Here is a 17,554-nt window from a genome sequence, read left to right on the forward strand (position 1 = left end):
AGATCAGCGACGTGGCGAGAAGTCAGCCGCTCAGACGTTGAACCGGAACGTTCGACACAGAGCTCCCGCCTGCGGAAACGCGGTTCTCGGTGCCCTTATCCAGCACCGATCCAGCACGGTGCGAGTTCATCCAGCACATCCAGCACGCACGACCGCGACGAACACCCACCACCCGCGATGCGTTGTGTACACATGGGACACTCGGTACCCTTGGGTGCATGACGCAGCCGCTGCCCATAGAGTCCATCCGCGACGTGCGTGCCCACCTCGCCGAGGTCGTGGAGCGCGCCGATCGCGACGACGTACCCACAGTGATCACGCGCCGAGGCAAGGAAGTCGCCGCCGTCGTCTCCATCGAGGTACTGCGCAAGTACCAGGAATGGGAAGAGCGCGAGATCAATCGGATCATCGACGAGCGCATGGCCAACCCAGCACCCGGCATCCCGATCGAGGACATCATGAGGGAGACGCTGGCGCGCAGTGAGTGAGTACCGAACCGTCTTCCGCCCCGAAGCACAGGCCGAACTTCGGAAGATCCCTCGCGACATGGCACTGCGCATCCTGGCCAAGCTGACCGAGCTGGAGACCGACCCCCTCGGTTTCAACACCACCGCACTGGTGTCACAACCCGACCGCCGTCGCCTGCGGGTCGGCGACTACCGCGTCGTCTACACGATCGACAACGGAGAGCTCGTGGTGTGGGTCGTTCACGTCGGACACCGCTCCACCGTCCACGACACTTGACGCCGGCTGAGCCAGCGTCAGAACATCCAGCACCCATCCAGCACGGTGACGACGAAGGGGTCGCCTCCCGGAGGAGGCGACCCCTTCTGAACTGCATGTTCGCCAGATCAGCGACGTGGCGAGAAGTCAGCCGCTCAGACGTTGAAGCGGAACTCCACCACGTCCCCGTCCTGCATGACGTACTCCTTGCCCTCCATGCGGGCCTTGCCCTTCGCGCGGGCCTCGGCGACCGAGCCGGTCTCGACCAGGTCGGCGAAGGAGATGACCTCCGCCTTGATGAAGCCCTTCTGGAAGTCCGTGTGGATGACCCCGGCCGCCTCGGGGGCCGTCGCGCCCTTCTTGATGGTCCAGGCGCGGGCCTCCTTCGGGCCGGCCGTCAGATAGGTCTGGAGGCCGAGGGTGTCGAAGCCGACGCGGGCGAGGGTGGCGAGGCCCGGCTCCTCCTGGCCGACGGACTGGAGGAGTTCGAGGGCCTCCTCGTCGTCCAGCTCCGCGAGGTCCGCCTCCAGCTTCGCGTTGAGGAAGATCGCTTCGCCGGGTGCCACCAGGGCGCGCTGCTCGTCCTTGAAGGTCTCGTCCGTCAGCTCGTCCTCGTCCACGTTGAAGACGTAGAGGAACGGCTTGCTGGTGAGCAGGTGGAGGTCGTGCAGCGGCTCGGCGGCCTCGGTGCCCTGGGCGATGCCCGCGGCGAACAGCGTCTGGCCCGACTCCAGGATCTCCTTCGCGGCCTCGACGGCCTTGACCTTGGGCTGGATGTCCTTCTTGATCCGCGACTCCTTCTGGAGGCGCGGCAGGACCTTCTCGATGGTCTGGAGGTCGGCGAGGATCAGCTCGGTGTTGATCGTCTCGATGTCGGACTTCGGCGAGACCTTGCCGTCGACGTGGACGACGTTCTCGTCCTTGAACGCCCGGATGACCTGGCAGATCGCGTCGGACTCGCGGATGTTCGCGAGGAACTTGTTGCCCAGGCCCTCGCCCTCGCTGGCGCCCCGGACGATGCCCGCGATGTCGACGAAGTCGACGGTCGCCGGGAGCTGCCGCTGCGAGGAGAAGACCTCCGCGAGCTTCCCGAGCCGGGGGTCGGGGACGCCGACCACGCCGACGTTCGGCTCGATCGTGGCGAACGGGTAGTTGGCCGCGAGCACGTCGTTCTTGGTCAGGGCGTTGAACAGGGTCGACTTGCCGACATTGGGCAGACCGACGATTCCGATCGTGAGCGACACGTTGCGACTTCCCGTACGAGAGGCTGGGTGGAGGCCCTGGTCTCCTGGTCCCCGTTGGGGTACCCGGGGCGCGGGCCGATCCCACAGTCTACGGGGTGCCCGCCCCTGTCCGGCGGGGACCGACGGCGGCTCCGCCGGCCGGCGCCGGGCACCGTTCAGACGGTGCGGCGACGGGGGCCGGGGGCCCGCTGCGGTGCCGGGTGCGGGGGCCGCGGGGCCGAGGGGGAGCGCCGGGCGGGCGGGGGTGCGGCACCGGCCGCCCGGTCGGTCGGCCGTGCGGGGCGCCCGGTGCGGGCGGCCGTCCGTACGGCGCGGGCCGCCGCGGCCCTGCGGGCCACCAGCAGGGCGCCCCGTACGAGGACGACCAGGGCCGCGACGAGGGTCCCCGCGTACAGCCAGCCGGCGTGCAGGGCGAGGACGGTGAACACGCCCATGACCCGGGCCACGAACCCGTTGCCGTCGGCGATGGGGACGGCTCCGGCGGTGAAGGCGAGGGGGACGCAGATGGGCGCGGTGACGAGGTCCGCACGGCGCACCCACAGTGCGGTGAGCGCGCTGAGCAGCAGGAACAGCACCCCGTACGCCCCGGGGGAGCCGCCGAAGAGGAACTCGACGAGACACCCCAGCAGGGTCATGGAGCCGATGCAGAAGAGCCCGCTGCCCAGCCCGGTCAGCCGGGGGTTCGGCAGTGCGCGCAGCCGGCGGACCAGCGGGGACGGTGGACGGCCGGGACGGCGGGAGCCCGCGGCCGTGGTCCCGTCCCGGCCGTCCGCGGCGGACCCGCGGCCACGGGGCCCCGCCTGCGGGGGTAGCGGCGCGGGTCGTCGCGGGCGGTTCTGAGGGGGGCGCGTCCTGGGTTGTTCCACTGGTCCAACTTAGGTCGGGTTATGTGCTGAATGGCCAGCGGGACACGCGCTTTGGCCGACCTTGGGGGTGTGTTCGAGGCGTAGGCGGTACCGGCACCGCCGATCGGGTGAGGGCGGGCGGTCCCGCCGCGCCCCCGTCGTACCCCCGTCGTGCCCCCGCCGATCGGACCGGACGGGCGCCGGACCGGTCAGACGCCCCCGGACGGGTCGGGCGCCGTAGCCGCGGACACCCGCTGTTCGCCCTGTTCGGCCGCCCGCATCGCCGCGCCGACGATGCCCGCGTTGTTCTCCAACTTCGCGGGGACGACCTCCGCCCGGACGTCCTCGATCAGCGGCAGGAACTTGTGGGCCTTGCGGCTCACCCCGCCGCCGATGATGAACAGTTCGGGGGAGAACAGCTTCTCCAGGTACAGCAGGTACTTCTGGACCCGGTGCGCCCAGTGCTCCCAGCTCAGGCCGTGGTCGTCCTTGGCCTTGGTGGAGGTGTGCTTCTCCGCCTCGCGCCCGTGCATCTCCACGTGCCCCAGCTCGGAGTTGGGGACGAGGACCCCGTCGACGAACAGGGCACTGCCGATGCCGGTGCCGAAGGTCAGCAGCAGCACCGTCCCGGTGCGGTCGCGGCCGGCGCCGAAGCGCATCTCGGCGACCCCGGCGGCGTCCGCGTCGTTGACCACGACCACCGGCAGGCCGCCGAGCCGTTCGGACAGCAGGGTGCGCGCGTCGACGCCGATCCAGCTCTTGTCGACGTTGGCGGCCGTGCGGACCGTGGCGCCCTCGGTGACGACCCCGGGGTAGGTGATGCCGACGGGGCCCTGCCAGTCGAACCGTTGGACCACCTCGCGCACGCCGTCGGCCACCGCGTCGGGGGTGGCGGGCTGCGGGGTCAGCACCTTGTGCCGCTCCGTGGCCAGATCGCCGCGGTCCAGGTCGACGGGCGCTCCCTTGATGCCCGAACCGCCGATGTCCACACCGAAGATCTCCATGCGGAACACGTTACGGTGCCCCGCCGCCCGTCACTTCCCGAACGGCTCCTCCGGGCCGACCGCTCCCGGGGGCGCGAGCGGACTACTGCGCTCCGAGGCGGTCCGCGACCAGGGCCGCGGCCTCGGCGCGCAGGTCACGACGGAGTTCCTTGGGCAGCGAGAAGACGATCGACTCGTCGGCCGTCTTCACCAGCTCCACGTCCTCGAAGCCGCGGGCCGAGAGCCAGGCGAGGACCTCCTCGACCAGGATCTCGGGCACGGAGGCGCCGGAGGTCAGGCCGACGGTGGTGACGCCGTCCAGCCACTCCTCCTCGATCTCGCTGGCGAAGTCGACCAGGTAGGAGGCCCGGGCGCCCGCCTGGAGGGCGACCTCGACGAGCCGCTTCGAGTTCGAGGAGTTGCGCGAGCCGACGACGATGACGAGGTCGGACTCGGCGCCCATGTGCTTGACGGCGACCTGACGGTTCTGCGTGGCGTAGCAGATGTCGTCGCTCGGCGGCGAGATGAGCTGCGGGAACTTGTCCTTCAGGGCGTCGACGGTCTCCATGGTCTCGTCCACCGAGAGGGTGGTCTGGGAGAGCCACACGACCCGGGAGGGGTCACGGACCTCGACCTTGGCGACGTCCGCGGGACCGTCGACCAGGGTGATGTGGTCGGGGGCCTCACCGGAGGTGCCGATGACCTCCTCGTGCCCCTCGTGCCCGATGAGGAGGATGTCGTAGTCCTCCTGGGCGAACCGGACGGCCTCCTTGTGGACCTTGGTCACCAGGGGGCAGGTGGCGTCGATGGTGGCGAGTTTCCCGCGGGCGGCCTCGTCGTGGACGGTGGGGGCGACGCCGTGGGCCGAGAACATGACGATCGAGCCCTCGGGGACCTCGTCCGTCTGTTCGACGAAGATGGCGCCCTTCCGTTCCAGGGTCTGCACGACGTACTTGTTGTGGACGATTTCGTGCCGGACGTAGATCGGGGCCCCGTACTGCTCCAGGGCCTTCTCGACGGCGATCACGGCCCGGTCCACACCGGCGCAGTACCCACGAGGGGCGGCGAGCAGGACCCGGCGGGCTGGCGAAGCAGTCATACGGACCATCGTAAGGCCCTGTCCGACAGGTCATTGATCGCCTTCTTGGAGAAACTGGGTGTGCCGGAGCACGGCCGCCCGCGCACGGGGTGCGTCACCGACGGTCCCCGGGCCCGTCCCCGCGGGGCGACCACCCCCACTGCTCCGGGGGGTTCGGCTCCACGGAGGCAGGACGATGGCCGCGAGCGGTACGACGGACGACGAGGTCGGCGGTGGTGGCCCGGCCGGTTCCGGCGCCCCCGGGCTGCGGCGCACCCTGGGCTTCCGCGACCTGGTGGTGTACGGGTTGCTGTTCATCGCCCCGATGGCCCCGGTCGGTGTGTTCGGGGCGTTGGACGCCCGGTCGCACGGGGCGGTGGCCCTGGTCTACGTGGTCGCCACCGTCGCGATGGGCTTCACGGCGTACAGCTACGCCCAGATGGTGCGGGTGGTGCCGCAGGCGGGCTCGGTGTTCGCCTATGCGCGGGCGGGGCTGGGCGAGGGGCCCGGGTTCGTCGCCGGGTGGATGGCGATGCTCGACTACCTGCTGATCCCGGCGGTGGCGTACCTGTTCTCCGGCATCGCGATGCACGCCCTGGTGCCGTCGGTGTCGCAGTGGGTGTGGACGGCGCTCGCGGTGCTCGTCACCACGCTGCTCAACCTGTGGGGGGTGCGGGCCGCGGCGCGGGTGGGGTTCGTGGTGCTGGCGATGGAGATCGTCGTACTGCTGGTGTTCGTGGTCGCGGCGGTGGTGGTGCTGGCGCGCGACGGGGCGCAGCGGGACCTGTGGTCGCCGTTCGCGGGGGACACCGGGTTCGCGTTCGGGGCGGTGCTGGGGGCGGTGTCGGTGGCGGTGCTGTCGTACCTGGGGTTCGACGCGATCGCCTCGTTCGCGGAGGAGGTCACCGGGGGTTCGGCGAAGGTGGCCCGGGCGGTGCTGGTGTGTCTGGTGGTCGCGGGGGCGCTGTTCGTGGCGCAGACGTATCTGGCGGCGCTGCTCCAACCGGTGTCCTCGGCGGAGTTGGCGGCCGAGCCGGGGCGGCAGGGTTCCGCGTTCTACGACGCGGTGGACGCGTCGGTGGGGACCTGGTTGCACGACCTGGTGGCGGTGAGCAAGGCGATCGGTGCGGCCTTCGCGGCGTTGGCGGGTCAGGCGGCGGCGGGTCGGCTGCTGTTCGCGATGGCGCGTGACCGGCGGCTGCCGCGGGTGCTGTCCCGGACCGGGGACGGGACGCCGCGGGTGGCGTTGGTGGTGGCCGCGGTGATCACGCTGGTGGCCGCGGTGTGGGCGGCGCGCCGGGACGACGGGTTGGACCACCTGGTGTCGGTGGTCGACGTGGGTGCGTTGACGGCGTTCACCCTGTTGCACGCGAGCGTGGTCGGCTGGTTCGTGGTGCAGCGGCGGGGCGGCCCGGTGGTGTGGTGGCGGCACGTGCTGTTGCCGGTGCTGGGTGCGGGGGTCACCGTCGCGGTGGTCGTCGAGGCGTCGCGCACTGCGCGGGTCGTCGGGGCGACGTGGTTGGTGGTGGGGTTGGTGGTGCTGTGGGCCCAGCGGGGCCGCTCGCGCAGCTCCCCGCGGCCCTGACGGTGCACCCTGGCCCGCGTGCGCTGATCCCGTGCAGGTGCGCGGTGGTTTTGCGCAGTTCCCCGCGCCCCCAGGGGGTGCGCCCTGGCCCGCGTGCGCTGGTGCCGTGCGGGTGCGCTGTGGGTTTGCGCAGTTCCCCGCGCCCCTATCGGGGCGCCCCGGCTGGCGTTGCTGGTGATGTGTGGGTGTGGGCTGGGCGTTCCGTTGGGTGCCTCGACCGCCGGGGCGCGCCGGGCGGTCAGGGGGCGCCCCGATAGGGGCGCGGGGAACTGCGCGAGCAACCCCCACTCACCCGCAGGGGAGAACGGACCCCCGGGAGGCCCCCAGACCGCGCACCCCACTGTCAGTGGGTGCCGTTACGCTCGGGCGCATGGCTCACACCACGTCCGCGGAGAACCCGTTGCCCGTAGGCCACGTGTCGCGCATGATCGGCGAGTGGATCGACCGCCTGGGCGCGGTCTGGGTCGAGGGTCAGATCACCCAGATCTCGCGCCGCCCGGGCGCCGGAGTGGTGTTCCTGACCCTCCGGGACGCGTCGCACGACATCTCGGTCGGCGTCACCTGCTACCGCCAGGTCTTCGACGCGGTCGCGGACGTCGTCTCCGAGGGCGCGCGCGTGGTGCTGCTGGCGAAGCCGGAGTGGTACGCGCCCCGCGGCCAGCTGTCACTGCGGGCCACCGAGATCCGGCCGGTCGGCATGGGCGAACTGCTCGTCCGGCTCGAACGGCTACGGAAGTCGTTGACGGCCGAGGGGCTGTTCGCCGCCGGGCGCAAGCGTCCGCTGCCCTTCCTGCCGCAGCTCGTCGGGCTGGTGTGCGGACGGGCTTCGGCCGCGGAGCGCGACGTGCTGGAGAACGCCCGGCACCGCTGGCCGGCCGTCCGCTTCGAGGTGCGCAACGTGCCCGTCCAGGGCGTGCACGCGGTGCCCGCGGTCGTGGAAGCGGTCAAGGAGTTGGACGGCCTGCCCGAGGTCGACGTGATCATCGTGGCGCGGGGCGGCGGCAGCGTGGAGGACCTGTTGCCGTTCTCGGACGAACAACTGGTCCGGACGGTCGCCGAGTGCCGCACCCCGGTGGTGTCGGCGATCGGACACGAACCGGACCAACCGCTGCTCGACCTGGTCGCCGACCTACGGGCGTCCACGCCGACGGACGCGGCGAAGAAGGTCGTCCCCGACGTGGGCGAGGAGCTGGAACGGGTCCGGATGCTGCGGGACCGGGCGCGCCGCGCCGTCGGGGCGTTCGTGGAACGTGAGGAGCGGGGTCTCGCCCATGCGCTGCGCCGTCCGGTGATGGAGGACCCGCACCGGATGGTCGAGGAGCGGGCCGAGCAGATCGGCGCCCTGGTGGACCGGGCGCGGCGCGCCCTGGGGCACCATCTGGACCGCGGGCTGTCCGAGCTGACGCACACCCGTGCGCGAGTGGTGGCCCTCTCCCCCGCGGCGACGCTCCAGCGGGGGTACGCGGTGCTCCAGCGGGACGACGGGCACGTGGTGCGGGCGCCCGAGGAGGCGCCCGAGGGCTCGGTGCTGCGCGCCAGGGTCGCCGAGGGGGAGTTCTCCGTCCGGGTGGCGGACGGATCGACGCATAAGGTGGGGTCATGAGCGGGACGGACGGGGCCGGGCCGGGGTACGAGCAGGCCCGTGACGAGCTGATCGAGGTGGTGCGCCGCCTGGAGACGGGCGGCATTCCGCTGGAGGAGTCCCTGGCGCTGTGGGAGCGGGGCGAGGAGCTGGCCCAGGTCTGTCGGCGCTGGCTGGAGGGGGCGCGGGCCCGGTTGGACGCCGCGTTGGCCGACGAGGACGCCTCCGCGTCGTCCTGATCCCGACCCCGGGGGTCGCGTTTCGGTCGCTTCGGTTCGCCGTCCGCCCCGGGTAGGGCTCGCCCCCGGGGCGCCTTCCGCCCTTCCGTCCGACCTACCCCCACGCGCTACCGGCGCGCCCCGCCGGCACCCGTACGCCCCGCCCCTGACCGCGCGTACGGCTCACCCGCACGTCACCGGCCGCGCCCGCGGGACGGCTTTCGTTGGCCGATCCCGACCCTATTTGTTGAATCTTCAATTGAATATGGGTTACGCTGTTCGTCGCACGTTCGGAGGGCTCGCCGCACGCGGACCCCACCCCCGCACACGAAGGTATTCATGTCTCTCGTACTGGACCCCACCGCTCAGGACCTCCTCTTCCGTGAGGCCCGCACCGCGAACTCCTTCACCGACGAGCCGGTGACCGAGGAGCAGGTGCAGGCGATCTACGACCTGGTGAAGTTCGGCCCGACGGCGTTCAACCAGTCCCCGCTCCGGGTGACGCTCGTCCGCTCCCCCGAGGCCCGCGCCCGCCTGGTCGCCCACATGTCGCAGGGCAACCAGGCCAAGACCGGCACCGCCCCGCTGGTGGCGATCCTCTCCGCGGACAACGAGTTCCACGAGGAGCTGCCCGAGCTGTTCCCGCGTTTCCCGCAGGCCAAGGACGCGTTCTTCGCGGAGCGTCCGGTGCGCGAGAGCAGCGCCGGGATGAACGCCGCCCTCCAGGCCGCGTACTTCATCATCGGCGTCCGGGCCGCCGGCCTCGCCGCCGGCCCGATGTCGGGCTTCGACTCCGCGGGCATCCAGAAGGAGTTCCTGGACGTCGACCACACCCCGCTGATGGTGGTCAACATCGGCAAGCCCGGCGACGACGCCTGGTCGGCGCGCTCCCCGCGCCTCGACTTCGAGCAGGTCGTCACCACCGTCTGAGCCGACGGACGCGCAGCGCGGCGCACATGAGCATGCGAGTGGGGCCCGGCACCTGTGCCGGGCCCCACTCGCGTACGTCGGTCCCGCCGCGCGGGGACGGTTCAGGAAGCGCCGAGCGATCCCGCCATCATCCCGAGCCGGGTGAAGGAGGCGGAGCCCAGGACGACGGTGGTCGCCCCGTCCTCGGTGCGGACGAGCGCGTCGTACCGCTCGCCCTCGTACTTGCGCCAGGTCGTCCCGTCGACGGCCTGGGTGGCACCGGTGTCACGGGCGCCGCGGGTGACCCGCTCCACGAACGTGCGCGGCTTCTCGGTGGACTGCTCCACGGCCACGTACCGGTTGTCGGGCGAGCGGAAGCCGAGGTGCCAGTGGTGGGACTGGTGACCCCGGTAGCGGACGGAGGTCGGCCGCCACTCGTCGTCCAGGCCCTTGGGGGCGGCCACCGGGTAGGGCGCCGCGCGCTGGGCGGTGACCAGTTCGACGCGGTAGTCGACCGACTTCAGCACCGGGTCCTTGTCGCCGTCGTGCGGGAGGAACAGCCAGATGAATCCCGCGAAGAGCACCGCCACCGAGAGGGACAGCACCATGTTCCGTACGCTCTGTTTGCCGAGTCGGCTCGCTCCTGCCACGCCTCCCATCGTCGCAGGTGCCCTTCCCGCCCCCGGCACCGACCCCGCGTCCGCAGCGGCGTCCCGGGCCCGCCGCGAACGGCCCGCCCCGAGCACCCCGCAGTGACGCCCCCGCCCCCGGAGCGCTCAAACGTGGCCCCCTCTGCTCATTGCTGCAACCTGCGGATAGAGTCGCATTACACCCTCATCCGGCCGTCGTCGTATCAGAAAGGTGCGTCTCGATGACCGAACATCATCAGTTGCCGACCGAACTCGAAGTGCCGTCCGAGGCCCCGGACCGCAACCTGGCCCTGGAACTCGTCCGGGTGACCGAGGCCGCCGCCATGGCCGCGGGCCGTTGGGTCGGGCGCGGCGACAAGAACGGCGCGGACGGCGCGGCCGTGCGGGCCATGCGGACCCTCGTCTCCACCGTCTCGATGAACGGCGTCGTCGTCATCGGGGAGGGCGAGAAGGACGAGGCCCCGATGCTCTTCAACGGGGAGCGCGTCGGCGACGGCACCGGCCCCGAGTGCGACATCGCCGTGGACCCGATCGACGGCACCTCCCTGACCGCCAAGGGCATGCCCAACGCGGTGGCGGTCCTCGCGGCGGCCGACCGGGGCGCCATGTTCGACCCGTCCGCCGTCTTCTACATGGACAAGTTGGTGACCGGCCCCGAGGCCGCGGACTTCGTCGACATCGACGCCCCGGTCGCCGTGAACATCCGCCGGGTCGCCAAGGCCAAGCGCACCTCGCCGGAGAACGTGACCGTCGTCATCCTCGACCGGCCCCGCCACGAGGGCGTCATCAAGGAGATCCGGGAGACCGGCGCCCGGATCAAGCTGATCTCCGACGGCGACGTGGCCGGTTCCGTGCTCGCCGTCCGCGAGGGCACCGGTGTCGACCTGCTGCTCGGCATCGGGGGCACCCCGGAGGGCATCATCTCGGCCTGTGCCATGAAGTGCCTGGGCGGCACGATCCAGGGCAAGCTGTGGCCGAAGGACGACGAGGAGCGGGAGCGGGCGATCGCCGCCGGGCACGACCTCGACCGGGTGCTGCACACCGACGACCTGGTCTCCGGCGACAACGTGTTCTTCGTGGCGACCGGCATCACCGACGGCGAACTGCTGCGCGGGGTGCGCTACCGCTCCGAGACGGCGACCACCTCGTCCCTGGTGATGCGCTCCAAGTCCGGCACCATCCGCCAGATCGACTCGGAGCACCGGCTCGCGAAGCTGCGCGCGTACAGCGCCATCGACTTCGACCGCGCCAAGTAGCCCCCGTACCACCACGGCTGCGGCCGTGGACCCCGGTACGGCGACGGGGGTGCCCTGCTGTGCGGGAGGGCACCCCCGTCGGCGTACGCAGTCCGACGGGGCACCCGCGCGGCGTGGCCGCCCCGCGCGTGGGAACGGTCAGCCGGCCGCCGCGATGTGGTCCGTCGTGTGCGCCGCCTTCTTCAACTCCACGTCCCGCCTGCGGCGGCGGGCGAGCACCACCCGGCGCTCGGCGGCGGTCAGACCGCCCCACACCCCGTAGGGCTCGGGCTGGAGCAGCGCGTGCTCCCGGCACTCGATCATCACCGGACAGCGGGCGCAGACCCCCTTGGCGGCCTCCTCACGGGAGAGCCTGGCCGCGGTGGGTTCCTTGGACGGCGCGAAGAAGAGCCCCGCCTCGTCCCGGCGACAGACCGCTTCCGTGTGCCACGGGGAGTCCTGATCCCGATCCTGTGCTGGCAGCCGCGGCGGTGGAACGGCGGCGACCTGCAAGTTCTGATGCGGCGGATGCAGCACGATCTACTCCTGACGACGGCTTCGCAAGGGAGCGGCGATGGAGCAAGCCCTACCCGCTGTGCGTGCGCCTATGCACTGCGTTCCCGTACAGAGGTGTTCTCGGACAGGTACGGACCAGTGCCGGAGCCCCCTCGCGCATCAGTCGGAGCCGTCGCGCGTCCGTCGGAGCCGTCGGACGTCAGAGGCCGAGGTGCTTGCGCACCCGGTCCCCCGGGCGGTCCTTCAGCGCGTCGACGATCCGGCGGCCCTTGCGGGCGGTGGCCTCGATGTTGCCGAGGACGGACCAGCCGTCCACGTGGACCACGGGCGCACCGGATTCGGCCGAGTCGACGGTGTCCACCTCGAAGTTGCCGAGGATGCCGCCCCCGTTGCCGCGCAGCGAGACGTTCTCGGGCACGACGATCTCGACGCTCCCGAAGAGGCTGAACGCCTTGATCATGATGTGCGGGTGGGCGAAGACCGCCTCGCTCAGGTCGATCTCCACATTGCCGAAGATCGCGTAGGCGTGCGTGCGCGGGGAGACCCGCCAGCGACCCCGGCGGCTGCTGCTGCTGAACACGGCCACCAGGTTCTCCGGCGGCGCGAACGGCACCCCGCCGACCGGGGGCCGGGCGGGCACCTGCTGCGGGGCGGGGCGCGGCGGGGCGAACTGGGCACCGGCCGGGAGGTCCTGGACGAACGGCGCCAACTCGGCGACCGTCTTGGCGCTGTACACCCCCTCCACCCGCTCCGCGTGCTCCTCGGCGGTGAGGCGCCCCTCCGCGAGCGCCTCCCGGAGGATGTCCGCGACCCGGTCGCGGTCGGCGTCCGAGGCGCGGAGCCCCACGGGCTTCGACGGGTCCGGTTCCTGGGCTGTTGGGCGCTTTTCGAGGTCCACGCACCCAGATTACCCAGACGCGATAGATCGCGACTAGGGGCCGCGGCGGAAGCCGTACCTGCGAAGGGAGGGACGCGTCCACCCCGGGGCGGGTTGCCGGGGGGAGCGGATTACGCTGAACGGTGCGCCGCCGACGCCGGCGGTGCTCAGGGCCGCTGAGTTAAGGAATGGGCGTCATGCCAGAGTTTGCGTACTCCGATCTGCTTCCGCTGGGGGCGGACCACACGCCGTACCGCCTGGTGACCGCCGAGGGTGTCAGCACCTTCGAGGCGGACGGGCGCACGTTCCTGAAGGTGGAGCCCGAGGCGCTGCGCAAGCTCGCCGCCGAGGCGATCCACGACATCCAGCACTACCTGCGGCCGGCGCACCTCGCCCAGCTGCGGCGGATCATCGACGACCCGGACGCCTCCGGCAACGACAAGTTCGTCGCCCTGGACCTGCTGAAGAACGCCAACATCGCCGCCGCCGGGGTGCTCCCGATGTGCCAGGACACCGGCACGGCGATCGTCATGGGCAAGCGCGGGCAGCAGGTCCTCACCGAGGGCGGCGACGAAGAGGCCCTGTCGCGCGGCATCTACGACGCGTACACCCAGCTGAACCTGCGCTACTCGCAGATGGCCCCGCTCACCATGTGGGACGAGAAGAACACCGGCTCCAACCTGCCGGCGCAGATCGAGCTGTACGCCACCGACGGCGGCGCGTACAAGTTCCTGTTCATGGCCAAGGGCGGCGGTTCGGCCAACAAGTCGTTCCTGTACCAGGAGACGAAGGCCGTCCTCAACGAGACCTCCATGATGACGTTCCTGGAGGAGAAGATCCGCTCCCTGGGCACGGCCGCGTGCCCGCCCTACCACCTGGCGATCGTGGTCGGCGGCACCTCGGCCGAGTTCGCGTTGAAGACCGCCAAGTACGCCTCCGCGCACTACCTGGACGCCCTGCCCACCGAGGGCTCCCCGCTCGGCCACGGCTTCCGGGACGAGGAGCTGGAGCAGAAGGTCTTCGAGCTGACCCAGCGGATCGGGATCGGCGCGCAGTTCGGCGGCAAGTACTTCTGCCACGACGTGCGCGTGGTGCGGCTGCCGCGGCACGGGGCCTCGCTGCCGGTCGCCATCGCCGTGTCCTGCTCGGCGGACCGCCAGGCCGTCGCGAAGATCACCGCGGAGGGCGTGTTCCTGGAGCAGTTGGAGACCGACCCGGCACGGTTCCTGCCCGACACCACCGACGCGCACCTGGCGGAGTCGGGCGACGTCGTCCGCATCGACCTCAACCAGCCGATGGACGACATCCTCGCCGAGCTGACCAAGTACCCGGTCAAGACCCGGCTGTCGCTGTCCGGGCCGCTGGTCGTCGCGCGGGACATCGCCCACGCGAAGATCAAGGAGCGGCTGGACGCGGGCGAGGGCGTGCCGCAGTACCTCAAGGACCACCCCGTCTACTACGCCGGTCCCGCGAAGACCCCCGAGGGGTACGCCTCCGGCTCCTTCGGCCCCACCACGGCGGGCCGCATGGACAGCTACGTGGAGCAGTTCCAGGCCGCGGGCGGCTCCAAGGTCATGCTGGCCAAGGGCAACCGTTCCCAGCAGGTCACGGACGCCTGCGGGACGCACGGCGGCTTCTACCTCGGTTCCATCGGCGGCCCGGCCGCCCGGCTCGCCCAGGACTGCATCAAGAAGGTCGAGGTGGTGGAGTACGAGGAGCTGGGCATGGAGGCCGTCTGGCGGATCGAGGTCGAGGACTTCCCGGCGTTCATCGTGGTGGACGACAAGGGCAACGACTTCTTCAAGGACCCGGCCCCCGCCCCCACCTTCACCTCCATCCCGGTACGGGGCCCCGGCCTGGGCTGACCGCGTCGCCGGACCGCTGGCCCCCGGGAGGGCGTGGGGCGGACGGGAAAGTCGGGTCGGCGGGGAATAGGTGGGGCGGAGCCGTCCGCTCACCAAGGCGGGGACCCCGAGCACCGATCCGACGCACCGGCCCGACCCACGGACCGGCCCACCCAGGAGGCACGACGCGATGGCGACCGCTCACGACGACCGCACCGGCACCACCACGGCAGACGACTACCGGGTGGAACACGACTCGATGGGCGAGGTGCGGGTGCCGGCCCGTGCGAAGTGGCGTGCCCAGACCCAGCGGGCGGTGGAGAACTTCCCGATCTCCGGGCAGCGCCTGGAGCGCGCCCACATCGAGGCCCTGGCCCGGATCAAGGGCGCCGCGGCGAAGGTCAACGCCGAGCTGGGCGTGGTGGACCGGGACATCGCCGAGGCGATCGTCGCGGCGGCTTCGGAGGTCGCGGAGGGCCGCTGGGACGAGCACTTCCCGGTGGACGTCTTCCAGACGGGTTCGGGGACCTCGTCGAACATGAACACCAACGAGGTGCTGGCGACCCTGGCCGGCGAGCGGCTGGGGCGCCCGGTGCACCCCAACGACCACGTGAACGCCTCGCAGTCGTCCAACGACGTGTTCCCGTCCTCGATCCACATCGCGGCGACCGCGGCCGTCACCCGGAACCTGGTCCCCGCCCTGGAGCACCTGGCCGCCGCGCTGGAGCGCAAGGCGGAGGAGTTCGCGGACGTCGTGAAGTCCGGGCGGACCCATCTGATGGACGCGACCCCGGTGACCCTCGGCCAGGAGTTCGCCGGGTACGCGGCGCAGGTCCGTTACGGGGTGGAGCGGCTGCGGTCCTCGTTGCCGCGGCTGGCGGAGCTGCCGCTGGGCGGGACCGCCGTGGGCACCGGGATCAACACCCCGCCCGGGTTCTCGGCGGCGGTGATCGCCGAGGTCGCCGCGGACACCGGGCTGCCGCTGACCGAGGCGCGGGACCACTTCGAGGCGCAGGGCGCCCGGGACGGGATCGTGGAGACCAGTGGGCAGCTGCGGACCATCGCGGTCGGGCTGACGAAGATCGCCAACGATCTGCGGTGGATGGCGAGCGGACCGCGCACCGGGCTCGCGGAGATCGAGCTGCCGGACCTCCAGCCCGGTTCGTCGATCATGCCGGGCAAGGTGAACCCGGTGGTGCCGGAGGCGGTGCTGATGGTCGCCGCGCAGGTCATCGGCAACGACACCACGATCACGGTGGCCGGGTCCGCCGGGAACTTCGAGCTGAACGTGATGCTGCCGGTGATCGGCAAGAACGTGCTGGAGTCGGTCCGGCTGCTGTCCAACGCCTCGCGGCTGCTGGCCGACCGCACGGTCGACGGGATCACCGCGAACCGGGAGCGGGCCCGGGAGTACGCGGAGTCCTCGCCCTCGGTGGTGACGCCGCTGAACAAGTACATCGGCTACGAGGAGGCCGCGAAGGTCGCCAAGCGGGCGCTGGCCGAGCGCCGGACGATCCGCGAGGTGGTCCTGGAGGCCGGCTACGTGGACCGCGGTGACCTGACCCTGGAGCAGCTCGACGCCGCGCTGGACGTCCTGCGCATGACCCGCCCGTGAGGTCCGCGGCGCCCGGTCCCGAAGCCCCGGGCCGGGCGCCGGGTCCCTCACACGCGTGACCGGGGCCGCCGGTGGGCCACCGGGATGACGTATTCGGCGCGTCGCCCGGCCCGGGAACCTACTATCTGGGCATGACGGGCGAAGACGGGGTGCGCGGATCGTGGGACGCGGGGGACCAGATCCTGTGGCGGTACCGGGCGAACGGCGGCGGCGGGTTCCACATCTGCCGTCCGGTGACCGTCGTCCGGGACGCCCCCGACCTCCTCGCCGTCTGGATGGCCCCGGGCACCGAGTGCGTGCGCCCGGTCCTCGCCGACGGCACCCCGCCGCACGAGGAGCCGCTGGCGACCCGCTACACCAAGCCCCGCACCGTCCGGCGCGACCGCTGGGCGGGCACCGGCGTGCTGAAGCTGGCCCGCCCCGGCGAACCGTGGTCGGTGTGGCTGTTCTGGCACCCCGACTGGCGGTTCAAGAACTGGTACGTGAACCTGGAGGAACCACGTGTCCGCTGGGACGGCGGGGTGGACTCGGAGGACCACTTCCTGGACATCTCCGTGCAGCCCGACCGCAGCTGGCGGTGGCACGACGAGGACGAGTTCGCGCAGGCGCAGCGGGCCGGGCTGATGGCCCCGCGGCAGGCGCGCCGGGTACGGGAGGCGGGAGACGCGGCGGTCGAGGCGATCAGGGCGTGGGGTACGCCGTTCCGTGACCATTGGCCGGCGTGGCGGCCCGATCCGGTATGGCCGATTCCGGCCTTGCCCGAGGACTGGGATCGTACGCCCGCGCATGTGTCCTCATGAGACCCTTGATGCGCCCCCGTGGGGCAACCGTAGGATCGTCCTCCACAAGGGCGCACAGCAGCAACTCCTTGGGCTTGCGCGAGGTCTGACCGGATGTCATCGAGGGGTGGCCAGAACGTGAGCGAGCGCGACGAGGCGTACGCGGCCTACGAGGGACCGGACGAGGGTGCTCCCGACCGTTCGGGTCAGGCGGAGGCGTTCGACGCCATCGGTGGACGGTACGACGAGGCCTTCCCCCACAAGGAGGGGCAGGTCACTGCGGTGTCCCGGCTGCTGGCCGAGCTGCCGCCGGGTTCACGGGTGCTGGACGTGGGGTGCGGCACCGGGATCCCCACCGCCCGCCAGCTGGTGGACGCCGGACACGCGGTCATCGGGGTCGACCTCTCCGAGGGCATGCTGGAACTCGCCCGCACGAACGTGCCGGAGGCGGAGTTCCACCAGCGCGATCTGGCCACGCTGCGCGTCTCCGGGCCCGACGGCTTGGGCCACTTCGACGGGATCACGTGCTTCTTCACACTGTTGATGCTGCCCCGATCCGAAATACCCTATGCGTTGCGGCAGTTCCACCAGCTGCTGAAGCCCGGCGGAGTCCTGGCGATGTCCATGGTGGAAGCTGACCTGGACGATGCGGAGATCCCGTTCATGAGCCACTTCATCCGGGTGTCCGGCTTCCTGCGGGAAGAGCTGTCCCAGGTGGTACGGGAGGCCGGGTTCGAGATCACTGACGAGGACCTGCTTTCGTACGCGCCCTCGCGGGCGGACGCACCACCCGAGCACCAACTGTTCCTCAACTGCCGACGCACCTGATCACCGTGTGCCGCGCGGACGGCTCCGGCACCTCCCGGTGACC

General features: G+C 71.5%; 18 protein-coding genes. 11 read left to right on the top strand and 7 right to left on the bottom strand.

Features of this window, described 5'->3' with window-relative positions:
• Positions 1 to 218: 218 nt before the first annotated feature.
• Entirely contained in the window at positions 219 to 488 is a 270-nt protein-coding gene (locus tag ACFYOU_RS01290) for a type II toxin-antitoxin system Phd/YefM family antitoxin (RefSeq protein ID WP_007266282.1), read from the top strand.
• Positions 481 to 744 carry a type II toxin-antitoxin system RelE/ParE family toxin gene (locus ACFYOU_RS01295; protein WP_391302566.1) on the top strand — a complete coding sequence of 88 codons (264 nt, stop codon included), beginning with the start codon at positions 481 to 483 and terminating at the stop codon, positions 742 to 744. The genes ACFYOU_RS01290 and ACFYOU_RS01295 overlap by 8 nt, the downstream gene beginning before the upstream one ends.
• Positions 745 to 878: 134 nt before the next feature.
• On the opposite strand, the gene ychF is transcribed toward ACFYOU_RS01295, so the two are convergent.
• The 4 genes from ychF to ACFYOU_RS01315 all read right to left on the bottom strand — a co-directional run bounded on the left by ychF (position 879) and on the right by ACFYOU_RS01315 (position 4,903).
• Entirely contained in the window at positions 879 to 1,967 is a 1,089-nt protein-coding gene (gene ychF / locus ACFYOU_RS01300) for a redox-regulated ATPase YchF (protein ID WP_385495975.1), read from the bottom strand.
• A gap of 155 nt (positions 1,968 to 2,122) precedes the next feature.
• Entirely contained in the window at positions 2,123 to 2,602 is a 480-nt protein-coding gene (locus ACFYOU_RS01305) for a DUF6542 domain-containing protein (protein WP_391302567.1), read from the bottom strand.
• Positions 2,603 to 3,021: 419 nt separating this feature from the next.
• Positions 3,022 to 3,816, bottom strand: a complete 795-nt coding sequence (gene ppgK, locus ACFYOU_RS01310) for a polyphosphate--glucose phosphotransferase (RefSeq protein WP_391302570.1) — start codon at positions 3,814 to 3,816, stop codon at positions 3,022 to 3,024.
• An 82-nt stretch (positions 3,817 to 3,898) separates the two neighbouring features.
• Positions 3,899 to 4,903 (bottom strand): 4-hydroxy-3-methylbut-2-enyl diphosphate reductase, encoded by a 1,005-nt coding sequence (locus ACFYOU_RS01315; protein ID WP_391302572.1) that lies wholly within the window; start codon positions 4,901 to 4,903, stop codon positions 3,899 to 3,901.
• 166 nt (positions 4,904 to 5,069) lie between these two features.
• On the opposite strand from ACFYOU_RS01315, the gene ACFYOU_RS01320 reads away from it, so the two are divergent.
• From ACFYOU_RS01320 to ACFYOU_RS01335, 4 genes are all read left to right on the top strand, one after another.
• Positions 5,070 to 6,458, top strand: coding sequence for an amino acid permease (locus ACFYOU_RS01320; protein WP_391302574.1), 1,389 nt, complete (start codon positions 5,070 to 5,072; stop codon positions 6,456 to 6,458).
• Between the two features lie 370 nt (positions 6,459 to 6,828).
• Positions 6,829 to 8,061: an exodeoxyribonuclease VII large subunit gene (xseA, locus tag ACFYOU_RS01325; RefSeq protein ID WP_391302576.1), complete on the top strand. Its 1,233-nt coding sequence runs from the start codon at positions 6,829 to 6,831 to the stop codon at positions 8,059 to 8,061.
• Positions 8,058 to 8,279, top strand: coding sequence for an exodeoxyribonuclease VII small subunit (locus ACFYOU_RS01330; protein ID WP_389765036.1), 222 nt, complete (start codon positions 8,058 to 8,060; stop codon positions 8,277 to 8,279). Before xseA ends, ACFYOU_RS01330 begins: the two co-directional genes overlap by 4 nt.
• A 318-nt stretch (positions 8,280 to 8,597) precedes the next feature.
• Positions 8,598 to 9,188 carry a malonic semialdehyde reductase gene (locus tag ACFYOU_RS01335; protein WP_389765034.1) on the top strand — a complete coding sequence of 197 codons (591 nt, stop codon included), beginning with the start codon at positions 8,598 to 8,600 and terminating at the stop codon, positions 9,186 to 9,188.
• Between the two features lie 101 nt (positions 9,189 to 9,289).
• Here ACFYOU_RS01335 and ACFYOU_RS01340 read toward each other — a convergent pair whose 3' ends face one another.
• Positions 9,290 to 9,826: a DUF4245 family protein gene (locus ACFYOU_RS01340; protein WP_391302578.1), complete on the bottom strand. Its 537-nt coding sequence runs from the start codon at positions 9,824 to 9,826 to the stop codon at positions 9,290 to 9,292.
• 212 nt (positions 9,827 to 10,038) lie between these two features.
• Between ACFYOU_RS01340 and glpX the strand changes: the two genes are divergently transcribed.
• Positions 10,039 to 11,073 carry a class II fructose-bisphosphatase gene (glpX, locus tag ACFYOU_RS01345; protein WP_389765031.1) on the top strand — a complete coding sequence of 345 codons (1,035 nt, stop codon included), beginning with the start codon at positions 10,039 to 10,041 and terminating at the stop codon, positions 11,071 to 11,073.
• Positions 11,074 to 11,211: 138 nt separating this feature from the next.
• On the opposite strand, the gene ACFYOU_RS01350 is transcribed toward glpX, so the two are convergent.
• Both ACFYOU_RS01350 and ACFYOU_RS01355 read right to left on the bottom strand, forming a co-directional pair.
• Positions 11,212 to 11,589: a WhiB family transcriptional regulator gene (locus tag ACFYOU_RS01350; protein WP_387009949.1), complete on the bottom strand. Its 378-nt coding sequence runs from the start codon at positions 11,587 to 11,589 to the stop codon at positions 11,212 to 11,214.
• 178 nt (positions 11,590 to 11,767) lie between these two features.
• Positions 11,768 to 12,466, bottom strand: a complete 699-nt coding sequence (locus tag ACFYOU_RS01355; RefSeq protein ID WP_389765029.1) for a DUF1707 domain-containing protein — start codon at positions 12,464 to 12,466, stop codon at positions 11,768 to 11,770.
• Between the two features lie 176 nt (positions 12,467 to 12,642).
• On the opposite strand from ACFYOU_RS01355, the gene ACFYOU_RS01360 reads away from it, so the two are divergent.
• The 4 genes from ACFYOU_RS01360 (at position 12,643) to ACFYOU_RS01375 (ending at position 17,511) form a co-directional block, all read left to right on the top strand.
• A complete protein-coding gene (locus ACFYOU_RS01360) occupies positions 12,643 to 14,310 on the top strand; it encodes a FumA C-terminus/TtdB family hydratase beta subunit (RefSeq protein WP_391302582.1) in 1,668 nt (555 codons plus the stop codon).
• Positions 14,311 to 14,479: 169 nt separating this feature from the next.
• Positions 14,480 to 15,904 carry an aspartate ammonia-lyase gene (locus ACFYOU_RS01365; protein WP_391302584.1) on the top strand — a complete coding sequence of 475 codons (1,425 nt, stop codon included), beginning with the start codon at positions 14,480 to 14,482 and terminating at the stop codon, positions 15,902 to 15,904.
• Positions 15,905 to 16,035: 131 nt separating this feature from the next.
• Complete coding sequence (locus ACFYOU_RS01370; protein WP_391302586.1) at positions 16,036 to 16,704, top strand: DUF402 domain-containing protein; 669 nt, start codon at positions 16,036 to 16,038, stop codon at positions 16,702 to 16,704.
• Between the two features lie 93 nt (positions 16,705 to 16,797).
• Complete coding sequence (locus ACFYOU_RS01375) at positions 16,798 to 17,511, top strand: class I SAM-dependent DNA methyltransferase (RefSeq protein WP_389765021.1); 714 nt, start codon at positions 16,798 to 16,800, stop codon at positions 17,509 to 17,511.
• Positions 17,512 to 17,554: the final 43 nt, after the last annotated feature.

Origin of the sequence: Streptomyces sp. NPDC005955 (assembly GCF_042871255.1) — a bacterium.
Lineage (GTDB): Bacteria > Actinomycetota > Actinomycetes > Streptomycetales > Streptomycetaceae > Streptomyces.

Excerpts from the sequence above, each read along its gene's own strand:
- ACFYOU_RS01305 (WP_391302567.1), bottom strand. The coding sequence starts at position 2,602 with ATGACCCTGCTGGGGTGTCTCGTCGAGTTCCTCTTCGGCGGCTCCCCC.
- ppgK (WP_391302570.1), bottom strand. The coding sequence starts at position 3,816 with ATGGAGATCTTCGGTGTGGACATCGGCGGTTCGGGCATCAAGGGAGCG.
- ACFYOU_RS01375 (WP_389765021.1), top strand. The coding sequence starts at position 16,798 with ATGTCATCGAGGGGTGGCCAGAACGTGAGCGAGCGCGACGAGGCGTAC.
- ACFYOU_RS01335 (WP_389765034.1), top strand. The coding sequence starts at position 8,598 with ATGTCTCTCGTACTGGACCCCACCGCTCAGGACCTCCTCTTCCGTGAG.
- ACFYOU_RS01320 (WP_391302574.1), top strand. The coding sequence starts at position 5,070 with ATGGCCGCGAGCGGTACGACGGACGACGAGGTCGGCGGTGGTGGCCCG.
- ACFYOU_RS01360 (WP_391302582.1), top strand. The coding sequence starts at position 12,643 with ATGCCAGAGTTTGCGTACTCCGATCTGCTTCCGCTGGGGGCGGACCAC.
- xseA (WP_391302576.1), top strand. The coding sequence starts at position 6,829 with ATGGCTCACACCACGTCCGCGGAGAACCCGTTGCCCGTAGGCCACGTG.
- ACFYOU_RS01290 (WP_007266282.1), top strand. The coding sequence starts at position 219 with ATGACGCAGCCGCTGCCCATAGAGTCCATCCGCGACGTGCGTGCCCAC.
- ACFYOU_RS01340 (WP_391302578.1), bottom strand. The coding sequence starts at position 9,826 with ATGGGAGGCGTGGCAGGAGCGAGCCGACTCGGCAAACAGAGCGTACGG.
- ACFYOU_RS01365 (WP_391302584.1), top strand. The coding sequence starts at position 14,480 with ATGGCGACCGCTCACGACGACCGCACCGGCACCACCACGGCAGACGAC.
- ACFYOU_RS01370 (WP_391302586.1), top strand. The coding sequence starts at position 16,036 with ATGACGGGCGAAGACGGGGTGCGCGGATCGTGGGACGCGGGGGACCAG.
- glpX (WP_389765031.1), top strand. The coding sequence starts at position 10,039 with ATGACCGAACATCATCAGTTGCCGACCGAACTCGAAGTGCCGTCCGAG.
- ACFYOU_RS01330 (WP_389765036.1), top strand. The coding sequence starts at position 8,058 with ATGAGCGGGACGGACGGGGCCGGGCCGGGGTACGAGCAGGCCCGTGAC.
- ACFYOU_RS01315 (WP_391302572.1), bottom strand. The coding sequence starts at position 4,903 with ATGGTCCGTATGACTGCTTCGCCAGCCCGCCGGGTCCTGCTCGCCGCC.